General features: G+C 69.2%; 21 protein-coding genes. 7 read left to right on the top strand and 14 right to left on the bottom strand.

The features are described from left to right. Positions 1-6: 6 nt before the first annotated feature. From ABMQ42_RS02165 to ABMQ42_RS02145, 5 genes are all read right to left on the bottom strand, one after another. Positions 7-1,908, bottom strand: a complete 1,902-nt coding sequence (locus ABMQ42_RS02165; RefSeq protein ID WP_349721070.1) for a glycerophosphodiester phosphodiesterase family protein — start codon at positions 1,906-1,908, stop codon at positions 7-9. Between the two features lie 114 nt (positions 1,909-2,022). Then, the gene (locus tag ABMQ42_RS02160; protein WP_349721069.1) at positions 2,023-2,901 is read right to left on the bottom strand and encodes an alpha/beta fold hydrolase; all 879 of its coding nucleotides are present in this window, start codon (positions 2,899-2,901) and stop codon (positions 2,023-2,025) included. Between the two features lie 43 nt (positions 2,902-2,944). Continuing rightward, positions 2,945-3,916: an SRPBCC family protein gene (locus ABMQ42_RS02155; RefSeq protein ID WP_349721067.1), complete on the bottom strand. Its 972-nt coding sequence runs from the start codon at positions 3,914-3,916 to the stop codon at positions 2,945-2,947. Positions 3,917-3,943: 27 nt separating this feature from the next. Next, positions 3,944-4,282, bottom strand: coding sequence for an ArsR/SmtB family transcription factor (locus tag ABMQ42_RS02150; RefSeq protein WP_349721065.1), 339 nt, complete (start codon positions 4,280-4,282; stop codon positions 3,944-3,946). A 448-nt stretch (positions 4,283-4,730) separates the two neighbouring features. Then, on the bottom strand, positions 4,731-6,188 hold the full coding sequence (locus ABMQ42_RS02145) for an HNH endonuclease (RefSeq protein WP_349721063.1): 1,458 nt from the start codon (positions 6,186-6,188) through the stop codon (positions 4,731-4,733). 270 nt (positions 6,189-6,458) lie between these two features. Between ABMQ42_RS02145 and ABMQ42_RS02140 the strand changes: the two genes are divergently transcribed. After that, complete coding sequence (locus ABMQ42_RS02140; protein ID WP_349721061.1) at positions 6,459-6,944, top strand: GNAT family N-acetyltransferase; 486 nt, start codon at positions 6,459-6,461, stop codon at positions 6,942-6,944. Here the strand turns inward: ABMQ42_RS02140 and ABMQ42_RS02135 are convergent. The 6 genes from ABMQ42_RS02135 to ABMQ42_RS02110 form a co-directional block, all read right to left on the bottom strand. Continuing rightward, positions 6,928-7,470 (bottom strand): RNA 2'-phosphotransferase, encoded by a 543-nt coding sequence (locus tag ABMQ42_RS02135; RefSeq protein WP_349721059.1) that lies wholly within the window; start codon positions 7,468-7,470, stop codon positions 6,928-6,930. The genes ABMQ42_RS02140 and ABMQ42_RS02135 overlap by 17 nt on opposite strands. Further along, on the bottom strand, positions 7,463-7,861 hold the full coding sequence (locus ABMQ42_RS02130) for a hypothetical protein (RefSeq protein ID WP_349721058.1): 399 nt from the start codon (positions 7,859-7,861) through the stop codon (positions 7,463-7,465). Before ABMQ42_RS02130 ends, ABMQ42_RS02135 begins: the two co-directional genes overlap by 8 nt. 32 nt (positions 7,862-7,893) lie before the next feature. Then, positions 7,894-9,180 (bottom strand): hypothetical protein, encoded by a 1,287-nt coding sequence (locus ABMQ42_RS02125; RefSeq protein ID WP_349721057.1) that lies wholly within the window; start codon positions 9,178-9,180, stop codon positions 7,894-7,896. Next, a complete protein-coding gene (locus ABMQ42_RS02120; protein ID WP_349721056.1) occupies positions 9,177-9,491 on the bottom strand; it encodes a hypothetical protein in 315 nt (104 codons plus the stop codon). Before ABMQ42_RS02120 ends, ABMQ42_RS02125 begins: the two co-directional genes overlap by 4 nt. Continuing rightward, a complete protein-coding gene (locus ABMQ42_RS02115; RefSeq protein WP_349721055.1) occupies positions 9,488-9,850 on the bottom strand; it encodes a YbaB/EbfC family nucleoid-associated protein in 363 nt (120 codons plus the stop codon). The genes ABMQ42_RS02120 and ABMQ42_RS02115 overlap by 4 nt, the downstream gene beginning before the upstream one ends. A gap of 129 nt (positions 9,851-9,979) precedes the next feature. Then, positions 9,980-10,906, bottom strand: coding sequence for an alpha/beta hydrolase (locus ABMQ42_RS02110; protein WP_349721054.1), 927 nt, complete (start codon positions 10,904-10,906; stop codon positions 9,980-9,982). Positions 10,907-11,011: 105 nt separating this feature from the next. Between ABMQ42_RS02110 and ABMQ42_RS02105 the strand changes: the two genes are divergently transcribed. Both ABMQ42_RS02105 and sufU read left to right on the top strand, forming a co-directional pair. Then, positions 11,012-12,280, top strand: a complete 1,269-nt coding sequence (locus tag ABMQ42_RS02105) for an aminotransferase class V-fold PLP-dependent enzyme (RefSeq protein WP_349721052.1) — start codon at positions 11,012-11,014, stop codon at positions 12,278-12,280. Further along, a complete protein-coding gene (gene sufU / locus ABMQ42_RS02100) occupies positions 12,277-12,723 on the top strand; it encodes a Fe-S cluster assembly sulfur transfer protein SufU (protein ID WP_349721051.1) in 447 nt (148 codons plus the stop codon). The genes ABMQ42_RS02105 and sufU overlap by 4 nt, the downstream gene beginning before the upstream one ends. A 59-nt stretch (positions 12,724-12,782) precedes the next feature. Here the strand turns inward: sufU and ABMQ42_RS02095 are convergent, their stop codons facing one another. Continuing rightward, positions 12,783-13,340, bottom strand: coding sequence for a hypothetical protein (locus tag ABMQ42_RS02095; RefSeq protein ID WP_349721049.1), 558 nt, complete (start codon positions 13,338-13,340; stop codon positions 12,783-12,785). 160 nt (positions 13,341-13,500) lie between these two features. Between ABMQ42_RS02095 and purL the strand changes: the two genes are divergently transcribed. The 3 genes from purL to ABMQ42_RS02080 are packed head-to-tail and all read left to right on the top strand — an operon-like array spanning position 13,501 to position 16,740. Next, positions 13,501-15,807 carry a phosphoribosylformylglycinamidine synthase subunit PurL gene (gene purL, locus ABMQ42_RS02090; protein ID WP_349721047.1) on the top strand — a complete coding sequence of 769 codons (2,307 nt, stop codon included), beginning with the start codon at positions 13,501-13,503 and terminating at the stop codon, positions 15,805-15,807. A 27-nt stretch (positions 15,808-15,834) separates the two neighbouring features. Further along, positions 15,835-15,969 (top strand): hypothetical protein, encoded by a 135-nt coding sequence (locus ABMQ42_RS02085; protein WP_349721046.1) that lies wholly within the window; start codon positions 15,835-15,837, stop codon positions 15,967-15,969. Positions 15,970-16,011: 42 nt separating this feature from the next. Beyond that, positions 16,012-16,740, top strand: a complete 729-nt coding sequence (locus tag ABMQ42_RS02080; protein ID WP_349721045.1) for a hypothetical protein — start codon at positions 16,012-16,014, stop codon at positions 16,738-16,740. Between the two features lie 393 nt (positions 16,741-17,133). Here the strand turns inward: ABMQ42_RS02080 and ABMQ42_RS02075 are convergent, their stop codons facing one another. Further along, on the bottom strand, positions 17,134-18,849 hold the full coding sequence (locus tag ABMQ42_RS02075) for an MFS transporter (protein ID WP_349721044.1): 1,716 nt from the start codon (positions 18,847-18,849) through the stop codon (positions 17,134-17,136). 247 nt (positions 18,850-19,096) lie between these two features. On the opposite strand from ABMQ42_RS02075, the gene ABMQ42_RS02070 reads away from it, so the two are divergent. Further along, positions 19,097-20,953, top strand: a complete 1,857-nt coding sequence (locus ABMQ42_RS02070; protein ID WP_349721042.1) for an FAD-dependent oxidoreductase — start codon at positions 19,097-19,099, stop codon at positions 20,951-20,953. Here the strand turns inward: ABMQ42_RS02070 and ABMQ42_RS02065 are convergent. After that, complete coding sequence (locus ABMQ42_RS02065; protein ID WP_349721040.1) at positions 20,886-21,896, bottom strand: AraC family transcriptional regulator; 1,011 nt, start codon at positions 21,894-21,896, stop codon at positions 20,886-20,888. The genes ABMQ42_RS02070 and ABMQ42_RS02065 overlap by 68 nt on opposite strands.

Below are 21,896 nucleotides of genomic sequence, written 5' to 3'. Positions count from 1 at the left end.
CGTGCCCTACGGGACGAGCCGCCCCAGCTCGTCCTCGACGGTGAAGGCGACGGCGTCGGTGCCCGACAGCTCTGACCGGAACCCGAGCGCCCGGTCGGGATGGTCGGTGACGATGCCGTCGACCCGTGATGCGAGGTAACGACGCAGACCGTCGTCGTCGTTGACCGTCCACACGTAGACGGCCTTGCCGCGCCGATGCGCCTCCTGCAGGAACTCGCTCGTGTACGACGCCTGCTCGATGACGTAGAAGTCGCACGGGCTGTCGGGCACCCCACCGCGGCTCACGGCGATGGTGAGGCCGACGCGCAGCTCCGGTCGCAGCGTCTTCAACGTCTCGACGGTCTCGGGGTCGAGCGAGTGATACGTCTCATCATCGGTGACCCCCAGGTCATCGAGCACGGCGAGGAAGTCCTCGACGAAGTCGGGCTGTTCGTGCCCCGTCACCTTCAGTTCGATCAGCAGCGGCATCCCCAACTCCACCGCATGGCTCACGTACTGCTCCATCGTCGGAATGGTGTCTTCGAACCCGCCCTCGCGCACGACCGTCGAGGTGACCTCGTCGGCGGTCATCTCGTAGATGTTCTCGTTGCGTCCGGCGACCATCAGCAGATTGGTGTCGTGTGAGGCGACGAAGACGCCGTCCTTCGTCTGCTGCACATCCATCTCGACCGCGTCGGCGTGTGCGGCCGCGGCCGCGTCCAAAGCGCTGAGCGTGTTCTCGACGCCCCCGCCGGAGAAGCCCCGGTGCGCGATCACGATCGTGTCGCTGGGTTCGGCGGAGCTCGCGAGCGCGGCCGACACGGAGGTGGATGTCGCGACCGTGAACACGGCGGCGACAGCGATCAGTGAGGCCCACCGTCGGCGGGCGTGAGACCGGTGGGCGGGTGTCGGCGCGACCCTGGGCAGCGGGGCGAGACCGCGGGTCGGGGCGAGACCGCGGGTCGGGGCGAGACCGCGGGTCGGGGCGAGACCGCGGGTCGGGGCGAGACCGCGGGCGGCCGGAACCGTGTGCGGCGTCCTCAGGGTGTCGGCGACGAACACGTTGGTGGTGGCGACCGTCGCGCCGGCGAGGAGGGTGAGCGCGAGGCACTTCACCACACCGGTCGCGACGCTCACCAGCGCGATTCTTGCGGAGTCGAGATGCGCGACTCCCACGACGAGTTCGGCCAGGCCCGACGACATCAGCCACGCGAACCCCGCCGGTACGCCGACCATGACCACGACGCGCAGCACGCGCCAGCGGGCGGTCATCCGCAGGCTCTCGCGCATGGCGGTCAGCGGCGGGATCCGGCGCAGGAACATGATCGGCACGGTGTAGATCAGCCGCGCGTTCACGAAGACGACGGCGGCCGCAGCAGCGAGGTAGATGGCCGCTCCCAGCCCCGATTTCAGATATTCGCGGGTGACGAAGGGCGGTATGGCGACTCCCTGGGTGACCGCCGAGAACAGCCCGAGCCCGGTGACCGGTGCCAGGACGAGCAGGTAGACGAACAGCACGGCAGCCTGAGGATGGAGGACGACGCGCAGGTTGCGGACGGTGTCGTGGACCATTCCGCGCAGTGTCAGGGCGCGTCCGCGCTGCTGTCTCGCCGAGATCGCGAACAGCGCCGCGAGTTGCAGCAGCACGGCCGCGAGCATGACGACGAGGACGACCACCAGCACCAGGTCGGCGACAGGGTCGGCCAACAGAACGCCGAGGTTGTGATCGGTGACGTTGATGAGACCGGCGTGCGCGAGCGCTCGGGCGAACAGGAACGCGATCGTGGGCACCGCGACGCCGGCGCTGAGCGCCTGGACGAGCACGATGCTCCAGATGCTCTCGGCGAATCCACCGCGGACCGCGCGCCAGACGAGGGAGAGGCGCATCCGGAAGCCGAGACGCGCGGCGCGCGGCGCTTGTCTCAACATGCGCTCACGGCACGACAGGATATCGGCCCGCCCGTTGTCGATCCTGAGTGTCGGGGGCCCGCCGACGGCCCCTGCGGCGGTCGGCGGGCGCGGGTAGCGGGCGCGGGCGCGGGGCTACCCGATCAGCTCACGCAATCGTGCGGCGACACCCGCCGGGTCGCCCGGCATGCCGGGCTGGTCTGTGAACCCGCCGTGGTGGCTGGGGAATTCGACAGGCGGGATGCCGACGGTCGAGGCGACCGCATGCGCTGCGCGAGCCGCCATCGTGGCACCGGATTCGACGCCGAACCCGATCGTGAGGCGGTCGCCGAGTGCGCGGAGCGCGTCGATGTCGGGGCGGTAGGAGGTGACCGAAGGCATGTTGCGCAGCAACGGGTTGGTGCGGGCGCCGTCATCGACCGCCGGCATCCCGAACATCGCCGGATCGGGTGCGGGCTGGTCGAGATAGTCGGCTGGAAGCTCACCCTGCAGCATCACGAGCTGCACGAACTTCGCCATCGCCGCCCCTTCACCCTTCTCGGCATAGGTGCGCTTCATGTCGTCGATGACGGCGCCGATGACGTCGGCGTCGGGGAGCACGGCGCCGGTGGCGGGTTCGTGCGCGACGATGCGGCGCAGGTCGTCGGGGTGAGCGGCGGCGAGGGCGAGCAGCGTCACTCCGCCGCCGCTGTTGCCGAAGGCGTCCACCGGTCCGATGTCGAGCGCTGAGATGACCCGGTGCAGATCGTCGACGTGCTGCTCGACGGTGATGTCGGTGGTGCCGAGCGGGTTGCGTCCCGCGCCCCGCGGGTCATAGGTGATCACGGGTCGGTCGGTGAAGAAGCTCGCGAGGGCCGTGAAGCCCGCGGCATCCATCGGTGCTCCGAAGAGGAACAGCGGGGGCAGCTCTGGGGTGGCGGTGGTGAGGTCACCGCGGATGTCGTAGGCGATCGCGTCATCGCCGGTGCCGACGGTACGTGTCTCGATGGTCGGGGTCGTGGCGTCGTTGCTCATGTCTGTCGTCCTTGCCTTGTGGGATGGTCGTGCGGGTGGTCGTTCACGCCGCGAGCAACTCGCGTTCGAGGCGGGCGTAGCTGTCTTCCATGCCGTCGATCATGCCGGTGGCGAGGATCGCGTCGCGGGTCGCTGCGTCGGGATACTCGATCAGCATCGTCAGCAGCGTCGCGCCGTCCTCTTCGTAGAGCTGCAGGTCGTTGATCGATTCGGGCCCATCGGTGCCGCTCATGCGTTCGGTCATCACGGTGCGGCGTTGCGGTTCGCTGTAGAGGACGTCGCCCTCGAAGCCGAAGGCCTGTCCTTCGGTACCTGGTTCGGGTGCCCAGGCGTTGCGGTAGCGGGTGTCGGTGATCTCGCAGTCGGTCATTCGCCAGCCGTCGGGTCCCAGCATCCACTGTCGGATCAGATCGGGCTCGTGATGTGCGCGCCAGACGAGGTCGCGGGGGCCGTCGATGAGGCGGGTGATGCGCACGTGCTGGTCGTCGAGCACTTCGAGGCGGGTGCCCTTGCCCGCGGCGTAGGCGCGCAGGTCCTGCAGCACGGCGTCGAGCTGGCCCATGGCGAGGCGCGTGCCTTCGACCATGCCCATCTGCACCATCTGTTCGAGCGAGTCGGCGGAGGTGAAGTAGGTCTTGCCGGTCAGGCGGGTGCCGGTGGCGGTCTCTTCGAAGGCGAAGACCATGCGCATCGGTTCGTGATCACCGGTGAGGTCGCCGTCTTCGTCGGCGAAGCCGTCGAGCACTTCGAAGGAGCGCGGTTCGTCGATGCTGAGGAACTCCCACCGACCTCGGGATGTCTCTCCGCGCGGACCGGTCATCTGGTACTGGGCGAGTCCCCCGGGTGCGAAGTCGAAGCGGGTGAAGGTGGCGGGCCATCCGGGAGGCCCCCAGAAGCGTTCGAGCTGGCGCGGGTCGGTGAAGACCCTCCAGACGCGGTCGAGAGGTGCGTCGAAGTCGGCGGTGATGTTCACCGTCAGGGTGTCGGCGTCTGCGGAGATGTCGGTGACAGGCATTTCGGTTCCTTTGTGAGGTGTCTTCTGTCAGGTGTCTTCGGCCAGCAGCGCGTCGATGCGATCGATGCGGCCGCGCCACAGGTCCTGGTAGCGCTGCAGCAGGTGCTGTGCGCGGGCGATGACGGCGGGATCGGCTCGTACGAGCCGTTCGCGTCCTTCGGCACGTTTGATGATGAGGTGTGCCGCTTCGAGGACGGCGACGTGCTTCTGCACCGCGGCGAACGACATGTCGTAATCGGCGGCGAGAGTCGACACCGATTGTTCGTCGGTGACGGTTCGTCGCAAGATGTCGCGTCGGGTCGCATCGGCGAGGGCTCGGAAGATCCGGTCCACGTCGTCGTCGCTGAGTTCGTCTTGTACAACCATTTGGTTGTAGATTAGGCGTCGGTCGCGGTGGTGTCAAGGGGTGGGTGGATGCCGCGGGCCGAGGTCGCGGCGGACGCCGACGGAGGCGCGGGGCTGCAGCACATCGCGTATACGTATTGAACTTCCCGTTCACACAGCCCGCCGGCCTGATCAGACTCCCCGCTCGCACAGCCAGCCGGCCTGAGCAGACTCCCCGTTCATCACCCGGCCTGAGCAGACTCCCCGCTCGCACAGCCAGCCGGCCTGATCAGCGGGTACGCGCGCGCTCTCCGCACGGACAGGGCACGCCCGTGCGTGAGCGGCGTGCTCCCCTGTGTGAACGGGAAGTTCAATACTGCTCTGACAGCGCGTCGGGCGGCACCTCGGCCGCCCCATTCCGCGGCAGGTCTCCGTCCGCGGCAGGTGTCGGTCCACGACAGGTCGGGCTCTGAGGAAGGGCGGACGGTGTTCATGCGGCGTAGGCGTGTCGTGCTTTGCCGCCGGGTCGTGGTGTGCGGGCGGGATCGATGCTGGCGGGTGGGATGAACCAGACTCTCGCGCCGGGGCCGGTGGTGGGGTTGCGGCGGGCACCGGGGGCCGGGTCTATCCGGATCTCCCACCCGTTCTCGTGGATGCGGTGGTGGCACGTCTCGCACAGCAGAACACCGTTGGCAAGATCGGTGCGGCCCTTGTCCCGGGCCCACCAGGAGATGTGGTGGGCGCGGGTGTGTCCGGGTGGGGCCCCGCAGAACGCGCACCCGCCGTCTCGCTCGAAGAGGACGAGTTTCTGCTGTGGGGTGAACAGGCGTTGCGCCCGTCCCAGGTCCAAGACCTCCTTGTGCGGGCCGAGATACATGGGGATCACCGGCCCGGTGCCACCGATGTGACGGACGGCGTCGATGCTGATGGGCTGGTCGATCCCGTCGATGGTCCCGGCGCCGGTCCCCTCGGTGAGGTCTTCCGCGTTGACCCGGACGATCACGGTGGCTCCCCCGGTGGGCTGGTCGGTGTGCCCGCAGTCCAGGTAGTGCCGGCACAGGATCAGCAGCGCGTCCATCCGCCGCTGCCCGACCGTGCGCTCATCGACCATCGCCGCAGCCACGGCCTGCTCGGCCGCATCGTCACCCTGACCTTCACAATCGGCAGTCCCTGCATCGCCGGCATCGCCAACATGACCGGTCTCGCCTTCACTGTCACCACCGCCGCCGCTGGTGGTGCCGGTGCGGAAGGATGCGGTGACCAGGGCGTCCAGGGTGATGATCAGGGGTGCCCCGGTGGGGGCGTCCACGACTCCGTCGATGTGTACGGCCTGGTCCTTCTCCCAGATGCGCAGGTACCGTTTCGCGTGTACCTCCGCTTCCCGCTTCGCAAGCCCTTCCGGGTCCAGGGCGGTGTGGGCTTCGGCGAGGATCCGGTGCCACCGGTCCGAGGGCAGCCCGGCGAGCTCGCCGACCAGCCGCTGCTCGGCCTCACGCTTGCGTTCGGCAGGGATGGTGGCCGGCAGCCGGTCCAGCATCCGGATGATTTGCTCGGCCGCGGCGACCGCCAGCACGTGGGAGGCGACCGCGTCGGCCACGTGCCGGTGTGCGGGCGGGGCCGGGGTGTCCCCGAAGGTGGGACGCGGGGCGGTGGCCTGCCCGACCCTCACCAGCCGGGCAGCTTCTGCGGTGGTGGCACCCGTGGTCGTCGAGATCAGATCCACCACCGAGGTATGCCCACTCTTTCGAGCCAGGGACTCCGGACCCGATCCCGGGCGGGACCGCGACGCCAGCTGGGCTGCGACCTGCGCCTGGGCCGCCTCGGTACGCCGCCGCAGCACCCCCAGTGCCGCGTTCACCTTCAGCAGCTGCTCGTCGGTGAACCCGGCCGGGTCCTCCATACACCAGGCGCCCTGGACCGCGGCTGCCGCCGCGACCAGTCCCGCCATCGGTGTGTCCATACATCCATGCTACCCACATGACCGCATAGTGTCAAATATTTCTTCTATTTATTCATTGCCTTCCCCGTAATCACGGGGTCTCCTACGTCATACCACGATCTTCCGACATCCGCATATAGAACATCTGTTCCTCCACAGGCGGCCTCCTCAACCCGTGTTTCACAGTTATCCACAGGAGTCAGGCCGTCCTTATCCCCAGGAGCGATCGGCCACGACCCGGCAACGCTGCACCGTGGTGTCAGTGATTGACTGATCGACGTGGAACTGAAGCCTCCTGAGCCCGCGGACGTAACGGCGTTGACCACGTTCTTGCGTGAGGTCGATCTCACGCTCAGCGGTTTGGACGCGCCAACCGTCCGACTGTGGATCACCCGCAGCGGCGACGGCGAGATCATCGGCAGCACGGGCTACGAGATCAGCGGCGACGGGAAACACGCGCTCATAAGGAGCGTCGCGGTGAGCTCTACGCACCGCTCCCGCGGCCAAGGCAGCGCGCTCGCGCGTTTCGCACTCGACCGTGCCGCGGCGGAGGGAGCGACGATGGCATGGCTGTTCAGCCGTCGCTCCGGCCCGTTCTGGCAGAGCCTCGGCTTCGACTCCGCAGACCGAAACGAACTTGCAGACGCCCTCGCCGATACGCATCAGGTGCGCCTCTTCCGGCAGACCGGCCAACTGGACCGCGAAGTCGCCTGGTCGCGCCCACTCGCCGATCAGACAGCTCGACGATCTAGTCCTCGACGGTGAGGTACTCCGCCGGCACGCCGTCAGCAAGGTAGATGTACGGCCCGGCCGCGAACAACTCGTGCCCGTCGGCGCGGAAGCGCGCGACATCGACCGACAGCAGAACCGGGTGTGCGTCCTTGCGGCGCCCGACACGCACAGCCACCTCGGGTTCGACGGCGAGATGCACGTACTGCCTGGCCATGGCGCGCAGCCCCTCGGCGCGAATCGCCGGCAGCGCGCTCGGCGCCGTCGCGTGGAAGAGCCGATCCGGTGGTGCGGAGGCGAGTGGATGCTCGATCCGCCCCTCGATCGAATGCCCATAGACGGCGCGGATAGAGACGCCGTCGGTCTCGAACCGCCGCTTCGGCGACTCGGCGACGACACGCTCGATGTCGTCAAGGGTGACTGGCGCGCGCAGAGCCTTTGAGACTGCGTCGCGCACCTTTTCGAGGTCAGTCCAGCCCGCGGCGTCCAATGTCAGTCCGTACTCTTCGGGCGCATGGCGCAATGCGTGCGACATGGTCTTGCTGATCGAGACGTCATTCATCGGGGCCCTCTTCTTCTGCCTCTTCGCGAAGCCACTCCGCGTGCTCCTCTTCGGCTGCTTCCATGAACACGTCGAAGTTGTCCCAGTAGCCGCGGTTTTCATAGCCGGGTGATGCAAACGTATGCACGATGAACACCCGCGGGTTACCAGAACCATCAGCTCCGTCGAAGCAGAAGACGTCGTCCGTTGCCCCATGCTTTGCGAACGGGACGAGTGGCGGTCGAGAGGGATATTGCTCCTTGATCGTCTGCGCCCACCACAGCACGGACTCGTGGTATTCGAAGAGCCACCACCAAGGATCGATGTCTGGAAGGTCGTCCTGGCGAAGGATCGTCTCAAATCGTTGCGGCTCAACGAAACCCAGTGGAAGAAGCGATGTGAAGGCCTCCACCCGTTGTTCTACCGTTGAACGTTCCCTATATTTCATTCTGGTCTTCCCGTGATTCGAGGCAACTCGAAAGTGCCGAGTGGGTTTTCTCTCGCCCATGTGTTTCCCTGCTTCGCGACCCGAGCGAGCACCGCTTCTTCCCACGTGGTTGGTGTCATGTTCCTCCAAGACAAGCGCTCCACCTCTGCAGGAGTAAGTACTTCGTCAGCACTATGGACATTCGCATCGATGAGCGTGTCCGTCTCGCACGCCGCACGCAATCGAGTGTTGTCAACGCTGGTCAACATGCCATCCTGCATCCGTACGACATCGATCGGTTCACCGTCCCACCCCTTCGCCGCCATACTCTCCAGAATGTCGTCGTACGTGTACTCCACGTCACCGCGCACCTTCTTGTACGAGACCGTCTTCTGAGAGAAGCGGACGTCTTGCGAAGACGTAGGCATCAGAAGATGTCCGGGCGCTGGCGAATCACTGCCTCCAGCAGCGGCCACACCCCCGCGCGCCTCCCCCATCGCCCACATCCCGGGCACGGCACCCCCGGCCTCTCCAGCCAGCGCCACCCGCCCACCGTCGCCCCGCAGCATCCGGCCGAGCATCTTGCCGCCGCGCGCGAACAGCTCACGCAGCTCGCCGATGAGCCGCACCAGCTCTCCGAAGCCCCGCTGCAGCCGCACGATCGCCCGCCCGACCGTGTCGGCCACCGACGCGACCCGCGCCGTGACCTGGCCGATCGCGAACGGCGCCGCGATCCCGAGCGTCAGCGCTGTCTCAGCCGCGACGGCGAGCGCCGTGCCGACGACTTGGGCGACGGCATCCCGCACTACGTCGTGCACCACCTGCACGAGCTGCGACGCCACGCGCATGCCTGTGGCGATCGCGGCCGCCCAGTCCCCCGTCGCCGCGAGGTGCCGCGACGCGTCGGCGGCATAGTCGAGGTAGGCGTCGACGGCCGCGCCCGACAGATCGCTCACGTCCGCGGTGCGGCGCAGCAGCTCCGCACCCGAATCGCGCAGTCGCTCGGCCGCGTTCTCCCACGTCTGGGCGAACGCCGCAACCTCGGCCGGACTGCCGGTGAAGTCGTTCAGCCATCCCTTCAACGGCTCGAGGTGGTCGAGCACCCATCCGAGCCCATTGGCGATGAGCGTCCCGATCGGATCGATGACGGCCGCCGCCGTGTCGACGAGCGCCGAGAACGCCGCGGCCCCGCCCTCGAGCCAGTCGCCCGACCGGACAGCATCCACCAGACACTGACCGTCTTCGATGAGGAACGCGCCCGAGAACGGGCTCGTCGTCTCGACCGGCGACGCCACAAGACTCACTCGAACTCCCCGTTCATGGCCCTCAGCGTGTCGACCACCGCGTTCTCGAACTCCTCGCCGTCGCGAGCCGTCTCCCGCAGCTGCCGACCGGTGCGCTGCAGCAGCGCGTCGGAGTCGCCGATCATCTCCGCCGCGGCCGACGTAATGACGCCGGCGGGCGCCACAAGGAACGAGCACAGCAGGCCGAACGCCCCGTCTCCAAGCCGCAGAGACCGCACGGCCGATGCGGCCTCCCCCACGTCATCCCCCACCTGTTCGACCCGTCGCGCGTGCTCGCGCAGCACATCGAAGTCCCACGCAACGTGCCTCACCGGTCCGTCCCCTCGAGCTGCGCGCGCAGACCGTCGAGTGCCGGATCGTCCTCACCGAGGATGTCGGATGCCGCCGCCATCAGCTTCTGCTCGAGATCGCGTCGGGCGAGCCGCGCCGTGTCGAGGATCAGCCGCGCGACCCCGGCCGGCCCACGCCGCATCGCCGCCTCGGTCAGGCGCAGCTCGGTGAGCCACCCGGAGTGATCGACCTGCACGGCGAGTTCGCGTCCGCGTGAGATCGCCGTGCCCCGCGCCGTCGCCGTCGCGCGCTGCAGATCACCCATCCGCTCCGCACGCCGCCGCGCGCGGCGCATGTCGTCCTGCACCTTGGCGATCGCCGCATCCGCGTCGTCGAACATGGGAACCTCCGTGATCCACCGGACCCTGTCAGCCGGTGGTCCCCCATGTTTCCCGATATCGCCGACACCCCGCGAAAGTTATCCACAGGTGGTCGGTTCGACTCGCTTCGCTCGCTCAACGACCAGGGGTCACAGACCCCCGAGCCCTCGCCGCAGCGCCTCGGCCACCGTGGTGTGGAACTCGTCCGTCACCCCGGCACGCCGGAAGATCGCGTCGAACCCGTGGAACACACCGGGCACCTCGACGAACTCGCACGCGACACCGGCGGCCCGCAGCCGATCGGCGTACGCGGCATCCTCGTCGTGGAACAGGTCGAGCGTGCCGACCCCGATCCACGCCGGCGGGAGGCCGGAGAGGTCCTCACGCCGGGCGGGCACCGAGTACGGCGGCACCTCGGCGCTGCCCGCGGGCACCCCCGTGTACGACTCCCACCCGAAGCGGTTGCTCGACCGCGGCCAGAATCGGTGATGCCGCGTGTCGATGTCGGTGCGCAGCACGGTGCGGTCGTCCAGCATCGGATAGACGAGCAGCTGGAACACCGGCTCGGGCCCACCCTCATCGTGCAGACGCTGCGCGAGCGCGGCGGCGAGCCCACCGCCCGCGCTGCCTCCCCCGACCGCCATGCGGCCGGGGTCGATCCCGTACCGCTCCGGAGCACCCAGCACCGCGCGCCACGCTGCCGTGAGGTCGTCGATCGCCGCCGGAGCCGGATGCGCGGGCGCCAGCCGGTACGCCGCCGCGACCACGACGATGCCGAGAGTTCGTGCGAGACGGATGCTGAGAGCATCGTCCTGCTGCGGCGTGCCGATGACGAGACCGCCGCCGTGGATCCAGAAAAGACCCGGAACGGAAGTGGATGCCGCGCGCGGCATATATACGCGGAACCCCTGGTGCCCGTCGGCCGGTGCCACGGTGCTGATCTCGACCTCAGGCGTCGAGTCGGCGCCGCGCGGGCTCGTGCGGAACAGATTGAGCGTCGTGCGTGACACGCCCACATTGGGGATCCAGCGCGCGGCGCGCAGATCGGGATGGAACGGCTCGGGTCTGCCTCTCATGCGGCAAGCGTAGTGAAGGCGTGTCAGTTCGCTTCGACTCGCTTCGCTCGCGGGGCGACCGGGACTCCGACCCCCGGAAGTCCCACGGCGCGTAGCCTTGAAGGCGTGACAACACTCGCCGGCACCTTCGACGTGACCGCCGTCCGAGCCGACTTCCCGATCCTCTCCGAGTCGGTGAACGGCGAGCCGCTCGTCTACCTCGATTCGGCCGCGACCAGCCAGAAACCGCGCGTCGTGCTCGACGCCGAACGGACGTTCCTCGAGCACGAGAACGCCGCCGTGCACCGCGGTGCGCACACGCTCGCGGCCGAAGCGACGGAGTCGTTCGAGGATGCCCGTGCCGCCGTCGCCGCGTTCGTCGGTGCCGATCCCGAGTCGATCGTCTGGACGTCGGGTGCCACCGCCGCCCTCAATCTCATCGCCTACGCGATCGGCAATGCGTCGATCGCCTACGGCCCGCTCGCGCTCCAGCCCGGCGACGTGATCGTCGTCACCGAGGCCGAGCACCACGCGAATCTCATCCCCTGGCAGCAGCTGGCCGCACGCACCGGCGCGACGCTGCGCCACATTCCCGTGCACGATGACGGCACACTCGATCTGGCCGCGGCCGCCGACCTCATCGGCGAGCGCACGAAGATCGTCGCGTTCGCGCACGTGTCGAACGTGCTCGGCATCGTCAACCCGGTCGCGGACCTCGTCGCGCTCGCCCGGCGCGTCGGCGCGCTCAGCGTGCTCGACGCCTGCCAGTCGGCCCCGCATCTGCCCCTCGACCTGCCCGCCCTCGGCGTCGACCTCGCCGCGTTCTCGGGACACAAGATGCTCGGCCCCTACGGCATCGGTGTGCTCTACGGGCGCCGCGAGGTGCTCGATGCACTGCCGCCCGTGCTCACCGGCGGCTCGATGGTCACGACCGTCACACTCGACCGTGCCGAGTTCCTTCCCGCACCGCAGAAGTTCGAGGCGGGCACCCAGCCGGTGTCGCAAGCCATCGGCCTCGCCGCCGCCGTGCGCTACCTCGAGGGTCTCGGCATGCCGGCCGTGCATGAGCGCGAGCGGGTGCTCGAGAAGCGCCTGCGCGATGGGGTGCGCTCGATCCCCGGCATCCGCCTGCTCGGCGACACCGACGCCGACGATCGCGTCGCGCTGTGCGCGTTCGACGTCGACGGCGTCCACGCCCATGACGTCGGCCAGGTGCTCGACGCCCGCGGCATCGCGGTGCGTGTCGGACACCACTGCGCCCAGCCGCTGCACCGCCGCTTCGACATGACCGCAACCGTACGGGCGAGCGCGTCGGTGTTCACGACCGAGGCCGAGATCGACACGTTCCTCGACGCCCTCTCCGGCGTGCGCGCGTTCTTCGGGGTGGGCCGATGAGCGGGCTCGAATCGCTGTACCAGGACCTCATCCTCGACCATTCCAAGCACCCGCACGGCACCGGGCTGGCACCCGAGGAGGGCGTGACCGCCACAGCGCACGAACGCAACCCCGTGTGCGGCGACGAGATCACGGTGCGCGTGCGCCTGGACGGCGACCGCATCCGCGATGTGACGTGGGAGGGCTCCGGCTGCTCGATCTCGCAGGCATCGGCATCGATGCTCGTGTCGCTGATCGAAGAGGAAGGCGGGATGCCGCGGGCCGCGGCATCCACCCTCATCGATGCGTTCCGCGAGGCGATGCGCTCACGCGGACAGATCCCTCTCGACGAGGAGACGTTCGGCGACGCCGCCGCCCTCTCCGGCGCCTCGAAGTTCAGCGCACGTGTGAAGTGCGCGATGCTCGCCTGGGTCACGCTCGAGAACGCACTCGCCCAGGTGTGACGACGGGGCGGGATGCCGCGGCCGCCGCCGCAACCCGCATCAGCCCGCCGCGACCCGCATCAGCCCGCCGCGAGCGCCCCGCGCCCGGCGATGAAGCACCACGCGCCGATCGCGATGAAGACCGGCGCGCCGAGCACTCCGCACCAGAAGCTCGGTGCGGCGACCTCGCGCGGCAGGAACGCCGCGACGATCGCGATCGCGGTGATGAGCGCGCCGGCCAGATGCAGCACGGGCTGGTGGAACACGAGGGCGAGCGCGAAGAAGTGAATGCCGACGATCAGCATGATCAACGGGGCGATGAGGTCCGAGCGGCCGGCCCTCGTCGCGATGATCGCCAGCACGACGGCGATGACGACCTCGACCCAGAAGACGATGACGTAGACGACGAAGCCCGTGGTGTGCGGGTTGATCGCCGACGGAGTGCCCCAGTTCTTGATCGCGAGCGGAATGCTCAGCGCCATCAGCGCCAGCCCCAGGACCGACAGCACGGCCAGCACGACGCGCCACGCGACGTGGGCTGGTGGTTGCTCCTGAGCCCATCCCGCCCACATGATCGTCGCCAGCCCGAAGACGGCGCCGATCATCACCAGATCACGCGGGTAATCGAGTTCGAGCATGGGAGGCTCCGTTCCGTCGATCCTGCCCACCCTACTGGGCGGGTGCGACGGGCGCGAGCGGATGCCGCCGCATCCCCGCCCGGCAACCCCGCGCGGCGCTCACAGCGACCCCAACTAGAATCGAAGGGTCCGGCGCCCGCGATCCCTGGAGCTCAGCCGCATGACCACCCCTCTCATCGACACCGTCGACAACGCCGCCGCGACACCCGAGAAGGAGCAGCCGTACGCCGCGCTCGGGCTCAAGCCCGACGAGTACGAGCAGATCAAGCAGATCCTCGGCCGGCGGCCCACCGGCGGCGAGCTGGCGATGTACTCCGTCATGTGGAGCGAGCACTGCTCGTACAAGAGCTCCAAGATCTACCTCAAGCGGTTCGGCCAGAAGGTCACCGATGAGATGAAGAAGCGGCTCATGGTCGGCATGGGCCAGAACGCCGGCGTCGTCGACATCGGCGAGGGCTGGGCTGTCACCTTCAAGGTCGAGAGCCACAACCACCCCAGCTACGTCGAGCCGTTCCAGGGTGCGGCCACCGGCGTCGGCGGCATCGTGCGCGACATCATCTCGATGGGTGCGCGTCCGGTCGCGGTCATGGACCAGCTGCGCTTCGGCGCCATCGACCACCCCGACACCGCCCGCGTCGTGCACGGTGTGACCAGCGGCATCAGCTTCTACGGCAACTGCCTCGGCCTGCCCAACATCGGCGGCGAGACGGTGTTCGACCAGGTGTACCAGGGCAACCCGCTCGTCAACGCGCTCGCAGTCGGCGTGCTGCGCCACGAGGACCTGAAGCTCGCCAACGCGTCGGGCACCGGCAACAAGGTCGTGCTGTTCGGAGCCCGTACCGGCGGTGACGGCATCGGCGGGGCATCCATTCTCGCCTCCGACACCTTCGCCGACGGCGGCCCGACCAAGCGCCCCGCGGTGCAGGTCGGCGACCCCTTCGCCGAGAAGGTGCTCATCGAGTGCTGCCTCGAGCTGTACAAGGGCGAACTGGTCGAGGCCATCCAAGACCTCGGCGCCGCCGGCATCTCGTGCGCGACCAGCGAGCTGGCTGCCAACGGCGGGTCGGGCATGCGCGTCGACCTCGAGAACGTGCTGCTGCGCGACCCCACGCTCACGCCCGAGGAGATCCTCATGAGCGAGAGCCAGGAGCGCATGATGGCCATCGTCGCTCCCGAGAAGCTCGACGCCTTCCTCGAGGTGACGAAGAAGTGGGATGTCGAGACCAGCGTTCTCGGCGAGGTCACCGGCGACGGCCGCCTGAAGATCTACTGGCACGGCGAGCAGATCGTCGACGTCGACCCCTCGACCGTCGCGGTCGACGGCCCCGTGTACGAGCGCCCCGTCGCCTACCCGACCTGGATCGACGCCCTGCAGCAGGAGCCCGCCGCGGCCCTGCCCCGTTCGGCCGACCCCGACGTGCTGCGCACGCAGTTCCTGCAACTGGTCTCGAGCCCCAACCAGGCCGACACCAGCTGGATCACCAACCAGTACGACTACTACGTCATGGGCAATACGGCCCTCGCCTTCCCCGACGACGCCGGCATGATCCGCGTCGATGAGAACAGCGGCCTGGGCTTCGCCATCGCGACCGACGCGAATGGCCGCTACTGCCAGCTCGACCCGTATCAGGGCGCGAAGCTGGCCCTGGCCGAGGCGTTCCGCAACGTCGCGGTGACTGGTGCGGTGCCGGCCGCGGTCACCGACTGCCTGAACTTCGGCAGCCCCGAGAACCCCGAGGTCATGTGGCAGTTCTCGCAGGCCGTCGACGGTCTCGCGGACGGATGCCTCGAGCTCGGCATCCCCGTCACCGGCGGCAACGTCAGCTTCTACAACCAGACCGGCGACACCCCCATCCACCCGACCCCGGTCGTGGGCGTCATGGGCATCATCGACGACGTCGCACACCGCGTGCCCAGCGGCTGGCAGGACGAGGGCGAGAACATCTACCTGCTCGGCGTGACGGCGACCGAGCTGAGCGGCTCGGCCTGGGCCGCCACCGTGCACCAGCACCTGGGCGGTCGCCCACCGGCCGTGGACCTGGCCGCCGAGATGCGCCTCGCCGAGCTCATCCGCGCCGCGAACGACGAGAACCTCATCTCCAGCGCGCACGACCTCAGCGAGGGCGGGCTCGCCCAGAGCCTCACTGACGGCGTGCTGCGGTTCGGCGTGGGCGCACGGGTGTGGCTCGACGAGATCATCGACCGGGACGGGGTGGATGCCGCATCCGCCCTCTTCTCCGAGTCCACCGGCCGTGTCATCGTGACCGTGCCCCGCGAGGAGGACGTCAAGTTCCGCGGGCTGTGCGAGGGCCGCAACTACCCGGTGCTGCGCATCGGCGTGACCGACCAGGCGGGCCCGGATGCCGCGCTCGAGGTGCAGGGGCTGTTCACGGTGCCCGCATCCGAGCTGCGTGCGACATCCAGCGCGACCCTGCCGGCCGCGTTCGGCCCGACCGTCACGGAGTAGGCGAACCCGCAATCTAGGATTGAGACCATGGCCGACGACGACGACCTCAGTACGCTCAGCGAGCGACGCCAGCGGCGCATCAAGATCACCGCGTGGGTGGTCATCGTCGCGCTCATCCTCACGGCGGGCGGCGCCACGGTCTTCGCCCTGTTGTTCGGCTGACAGTCTCGTCACCCGTCGGGGCCCGGGGCCTACGATGACAGGGTGCATGAGTTCTGGACGTTCGCCGGCAGCTACTGGTGGCTGGTCTTCCCTCTGATGGGAGTGGCCGGGGGCCTCGCGCGGTCGTGGGAGCGGAGCGCGAAGTCGCGGCACCAGCGCAAGCTCGAGACGCTGCACGCGAAGGCCGAGCTCAAGGCCGCACAGGCCGAGGCGCGCAACACCGGCCGGCAGAAGGTCGTGGCAGCGGCATCCACCCCCGTCGAAGAGTCCCACGAGCAGCAGCTCGAGAAGCTCTTCGCCGCGCACGACGCCGTCACGAAGCGCTGGCTCGACTATGAGCTCGACGTCGCGAAGCTCATCGCCTTCCCGGCGATGAGTGACGGGCGCCAGCCGCTGACCGCGGCGTTCCTGCGGGCGAAGAAGGTCGCCGACCGGCTGCGCCCTGCCTCGCCGAAGGTGAAGCTCACCAAGGAGCAGCTCGACGAATATCGCAACGCGGTCACCGACTTCGAGGTGGCGTTCGACGTCGCCGAGCGCGATGCCCGCCGGCTGCGCGATTCGACGTTCACCGACGCCGAGCGCAAGCGCCTCGACACCGCGAAGCAGCTGCTGACCGTCGCGATCGACCAGGCCGCGACGCCCGCCGAGCGGCAGATCGCCTACAAGCGCGTGCGCGAAGAGCTCGACGGGCTCATCTCGATCTCCGACGAGGCCGTCGAGGTCCTCGAGAAGAAGGTCGCGCTCGAGCTGCCGGCGAACCCGGGGTCGTGAGCGCGCGGTGACGCGCCCCTCTGGGAATGCCGGTAACTGACCGGCATTGGATGCTGCCGCGCCCCGATGTTCAACCCCGAGGTTCAACAGTCACGAACTGCGGGTCATACGCGCCCGGACCCGCAGAAGCCGACTGCCGAACAAGGAGACCGCGCCCGACCCGCAGTTCAACAGTCACGAACTGCGGGTCATACGCGGCCGGATCCGCAGAAGCTGACTGCCGAACAAGGAGACCGCGCCCGACCCGCAGTTCAACAGTCACGAACTGCGGGTCATACGCGGCCGGATCCGCAGAAGCTGACTGCCGAACGGGAGGGGGTGGATGCCGCGGGCCGCGGCATCCACCCCCTCCTCCACGGGGCACGGCGAAGACGCTCGACGTGCCGACCGGGATCAGGCGACGTCGGCGGCCTCGACCTTCACCGTCTTGGCGAGGTCTTCGGCGGTGACCGGTGCGTCGGCCTTCTTGCCTGGCATGAACAGGGTCAGCACGGCCGAGACCGTCGCGGCGATCCCGCCCACGAGGTAGACGACCTGGAAGCCCGAGCCCAGCGACGCGCCGGCCAGGCCCATGATGTCGCCCTGCGAGGCCGTGAGCGCCGAGACGGCGCCGTCGATGGTCGCCTGGGGCGCGCCCGAGGCGGTGAGCTGGCCCATGAACGTGGCGACGACACCGTCCCATCCCGACAGCCAGGCCAGCGGCGGCACCTGTGAGAGTCCCGCCACGGCGTCGGTCGGCAGACCCGCACCGGTCAGCACTCCGGCGATCGGAGCCGCGAACGCCGCGGCACCGAGACCGAACGCGATCGCCGAGCCGACGACGGGTCCGAGGGTGAAGCCGAGGTCGCGCATCAGGCTCGTCGTGGCCGAGGCCATGCCGATCTCGTGCGGCTGCACGGTGTTGATGGCGACCGCGGTGATCGAGCCGATCGTCAGGGCGAATCCGACACCGAGCAGCAGGAGCGGCACGACGAACTCCTGCCAGGGGGTGCCGCCGAACTGCGCGGGCACGCCGACGGTGAACGTCGACAGCCAGTATCCGCTCGCCGCGATGAGGGCGAAGCCGACGGTGAGGATCCAGCGCGGCGAGACCGAGTGGATGAGCCGGCCGACGACAGGTGCGAGCACGAACGCCGGCAGCTGGATGCACACGAACAGAACGCCGAGCACCCACACCGGGCTCTGTGCGAGCGCGCCCTCGGAGATCGACGTCGCGAAGCAGATCGACAGGAAGGCGAACATGCCGATGACGGCCACGATGCTGCCGATCGAGAACGCCGGGTTCTTGAACAGCGACAGGTGCAGCAGCGGCGCCTTCGACTTCAGCTCGATGACGATGAACGCCACCAGCAGCCCGGCGCCGACGATGTATCCGGCGATCACCTGCGGTGCGGCCCAGCCCGCGTCGACCGCCGTGACGGTTGCGTAGAGCACGCTGATGAGGCCGAGCGCGAACGTGACCTGGCCGGGGATGTCGAGCTTGCGTCCGGCCGGGGCCGACGAGTCGCGCGTGGTCAGCGAGATGCCGACGAGCACGATGGCGACCGCGACGATGATCCAGTACGACACACGCCACCCGCTGAAGACTCCGGGGATCGAGAGGAACTGATCGGTGAGCCCCGCCATGACGGGAGAGATGACGGCGCCCAGGGACAGGAAGCCGGCCCAGGTCGCGATGACCCGCGCGCGCTTGGCGGGGTCGGGCGTGAGCGCGGAGACCATCGCGAGCCCGATCGGGAACAGGAGGCCCGCTCCGATGCCGATCACGGCCTGTGCGGCGATCATGAACCCGGTCGAGTTCGCCACCGCCGACAGCGCGGCGCCGAGCACCACGAAGACGCCTCCGGCGACGAGCAGCTTCTTGCGTCCGAACAGGTCGCCGAGCAGGCCGAAGGTGAGCTCGAACGCGACGATGCCGATCTCGAAGATGGCGGTGATCCAGGTGAGTCCGGCGCCGGAGGTCTGGAACTCGGCGGCGAACGTGCCGTTCAGCGCGCCCGGGATCGCGTAGGCGGTCTGCGCCAGCGCGACGGAGAGGAATGCGGCGGCGAACGTCGCGCGCACCGAACCGCGGGTGGCGATGATCGTCGTGGTCTGTGGACTGGTCATGGCTTCAGGAACCCCTTCGTTCCGGACATCGAGCATGCACGTGGGTTGCGTGCTCTGTTGATTGAACACGCATCTTTACACTGTGTCAAGTGAATTTTCACGGTGTCTGGTCTACAAGGTGCGGCCGCCTCGGCGCGCAGGGGCCAGTCGGCCTGCGCGCTGGTACCAGCGGGGCGCGCACGATGCGACGGAGACTGATCCGGTGCTCGCACGGAAGCGGGCCCGCAGGAGAAGGAAGGGACGTCTCATGGTCGAGAACCTCACCCACCGCACGTGGTCGAAGGCACGTCAGCACATCGAGGGCGAGGCCGCGCACAATGATGTGATCGTCGTCGGCAGCGGCCCCACCGGGCTGGCGACCGCCGTCATGCTCGCACGCCACGGCGTGCAGGTCACCGTCGTCACTCGCGAGACCTGGGTCGCCGATTCTCCGCGTGCGCACATCACGAACCAGCGCACGATGGAGATCATCCGTCAGCTCGGGCTCGAAGACGCCGTGAAGGCGCAGGCCTCGCCGCGCGCGGCGATGGCGAGCCAGGTGGTCGCAACGGCCTTCACCGGCGTCGAACTGGGGCGCGCGTGGTCGTGGGGCAACAACCCCGGCCGGCAGGGCGAGTACCTGACGGCAAGCCCGACCGAAGGATGCGACATGCCGCAGACCCGGCTCGAGCCCCTGCTGCTCGGCGAGGCGGCGCGGCTCGGCGTGCGCGTGCGGTTCCAGACATCCTTCACCGGACTCGACCAGGACGATGACGGCGTCACCGTGCACGTCGTGGACGGCGTCACCGGCCGCGCCGAGTCGCTGCGCGCGGCGTATGTCGTGGGAGCGGACGGCGGACAGAGCCCGGTCGCCGCGGCGCTCGGCATCGCCTTCGAGGGCGACGCGGGCATCGCCGGGGCGATGAACATCAGCTTCGAGGCCGACCTCTCGCGGTATGTCGCGCACCGGCCGGGGTCGCTCTACGAGATCTTCCAGAACCGCCCGGAGGGACCGACCCGCGCCATGATCCGCATGGTCAAGCCGTGGCACGAGTGGTCCGCATCGCTCGTCTACTTCGGCGAGCGCGACTCCCGGCTGACCGCCGAGGAGGCCGAGTACGAGATCCGTCAGGCCATCGGCGACGACGACATCGACGTCACCATCACCGGGCTGTACCCCTGGCGGATCAACAGGATCGTGGCCGAGAGCTACGGCCGGGGGCGCGTGTTCATCGCCGGCGACGCCGCCCACCGGCATCCCCCGACCAACGGCCTCGGCGCGAACACGTGCATCCAGGACGCATTCAACCTGGCCTGGAAGCTCGCGTTCGTCATCAAGGGGATCGCCGGACCCGGCCTGCTCGAGACCTACTCCGCCGAACGGCAGCCCGTCGGGCGCCAGGTCGTGAACCGCGCGGTCGACAGCTGGGTGCTCGGCGCCGACCTCCTCCCGGCGATGGGTCTGGACCCGGCGCTGCCCTACGAGGAGCGCGCGGCACGGTTCGCGGAGCTCGGCGCAGCGACCGACGCCGGCGAGCGACGCCGCGCCGAGCTGCGCCGCGTGCTCGACTCGGAGTCGTACATCTTCGAGGCGCACGGCGTCGAGATGAACCACGTCTACCGCTCGGCCGCGGTGGTCGACGACGGCACCGAGCCCGCCTACGAGCGCGATGCGCAGCTGTACATCCAGCCGACGAGTCACCCCGGCGCGCGCATCCCGCACGCATGGGTGGGAGACGCGACCCGCACGGTCTCGACACTCGACATCGTGGGTCGAGAGCGGTTCACCCTCGTCGTGCGCGATCGAGGACGGGAGTGGGTGGATGCCGCAGCCGCCGTCAGCGGCGAGTTCGGCATCGAGCTCGCCACCGTGATGATCGGCCAGGACGGCGACGTGCAGGATCTCTACGGCGACGTCGGCCGGCGCTCAGGCATCGGCGAGTCGGGCTGCCTGCTCGTGCGCCCCGACCAGCACGTCGCGCTGCGCTGCCCGAGCGCGGTCGACGACCCGGCCGACGTGCTGCGGACGGCGCTCGCGCAGATCCTCGACCGCGGGATCACGCCGCCGCGCGCGAGCGCCACGCGCTCGGCGTCTCGCCGAACGCCGCTCGGAACGCCCGCGTGAAATGCGAATGATCCGCGAAGCCGTGCGCGAGCGCGATCTGCAGGATGTCGGCGTGCGACCACGCCGGGTCGACCAGCGCCTGGCGTGCCAGCTGCAGACGCCGCTCGCGGATCCAACCGGTGACCGACATCCCCCGCTCGTGGAACAGCTCCTGCAGGTAGCGTGGCGACACGTCGATCGCCTCGGCGATCGACGCCACGCGCAGCGCGTCGTCGTCGGGTGAGGCGTCGGCGAGCCGCGCGGCGATGTAGGTGACGGCACGGCGGAATGCGGGTTCGGTCGGCGAGCACTCGTCGGCGGCGGCCAGCCTCTCGGCGAGCATGGTGGCGAAGACGCCGACGACGTCCTGCACGATCCGCGGCCCGGACGGACCGGCCAGCAGCCCCGGGTCGTCGAGCACGTCGGTCGCGAAGCGCACGGCGATGCGCGCATAGCCGCCGTCGGCCGCGAACGGCCGGCCCAGTACCGGGCGCAGTGCAGCCGGGGCGAGCGGCAGCGCCGCGCGCGGCGTGCGCAGCATGAGCAGCCGGAACGGTCCGTCGAACGTCCAGCGGTAGGGGACGGTGGGGTCGCCGTAGCTGACCATGCCCGCCTCCAGGCGCACCGGCGGGTGGCCGTCGGCGGGAGTCAGGATGCTGCTGCCGGCCAGCTGCACGACGACGATGTGCCGGGTGTCCGATGTGCGTGCGACATCGTCGGGAGCACGCACGACCTGCAGCTGCGGCGCATCCACCTCCAGCAGGTCGAGCGCCGTGCGGTCCAGCATCCCGCGCACGAGTCCGCCGTCGGCCGACACCCACTCGCCGCGCGCACGTCGGTGGCCGTCGCGGCCGACGAAACGCCCCCAGCCGTCGAGCGCCGCGCCGAGGTCACGCCCGTCGACGCGGCGGCGCTCCGCCCGCGCGGGCGGGAGCAGGCGGCGCGCCGCGACGGCCCGTGACAT

It is taken from the genome of Microbacterium sp. KR10-403 (assembly GCF_040196215.1).
Classification (GTDB): Bacteria; Actinomycetota; Actinomycetes; order Actinomycetales; family Microbacteriaceae; genus Microbacterium.
The sequence above is the reverse complement of the archived record's forward strand: the minus strand, read 5'-3'. Positions and strand labels throughout refer to the sequence as shown.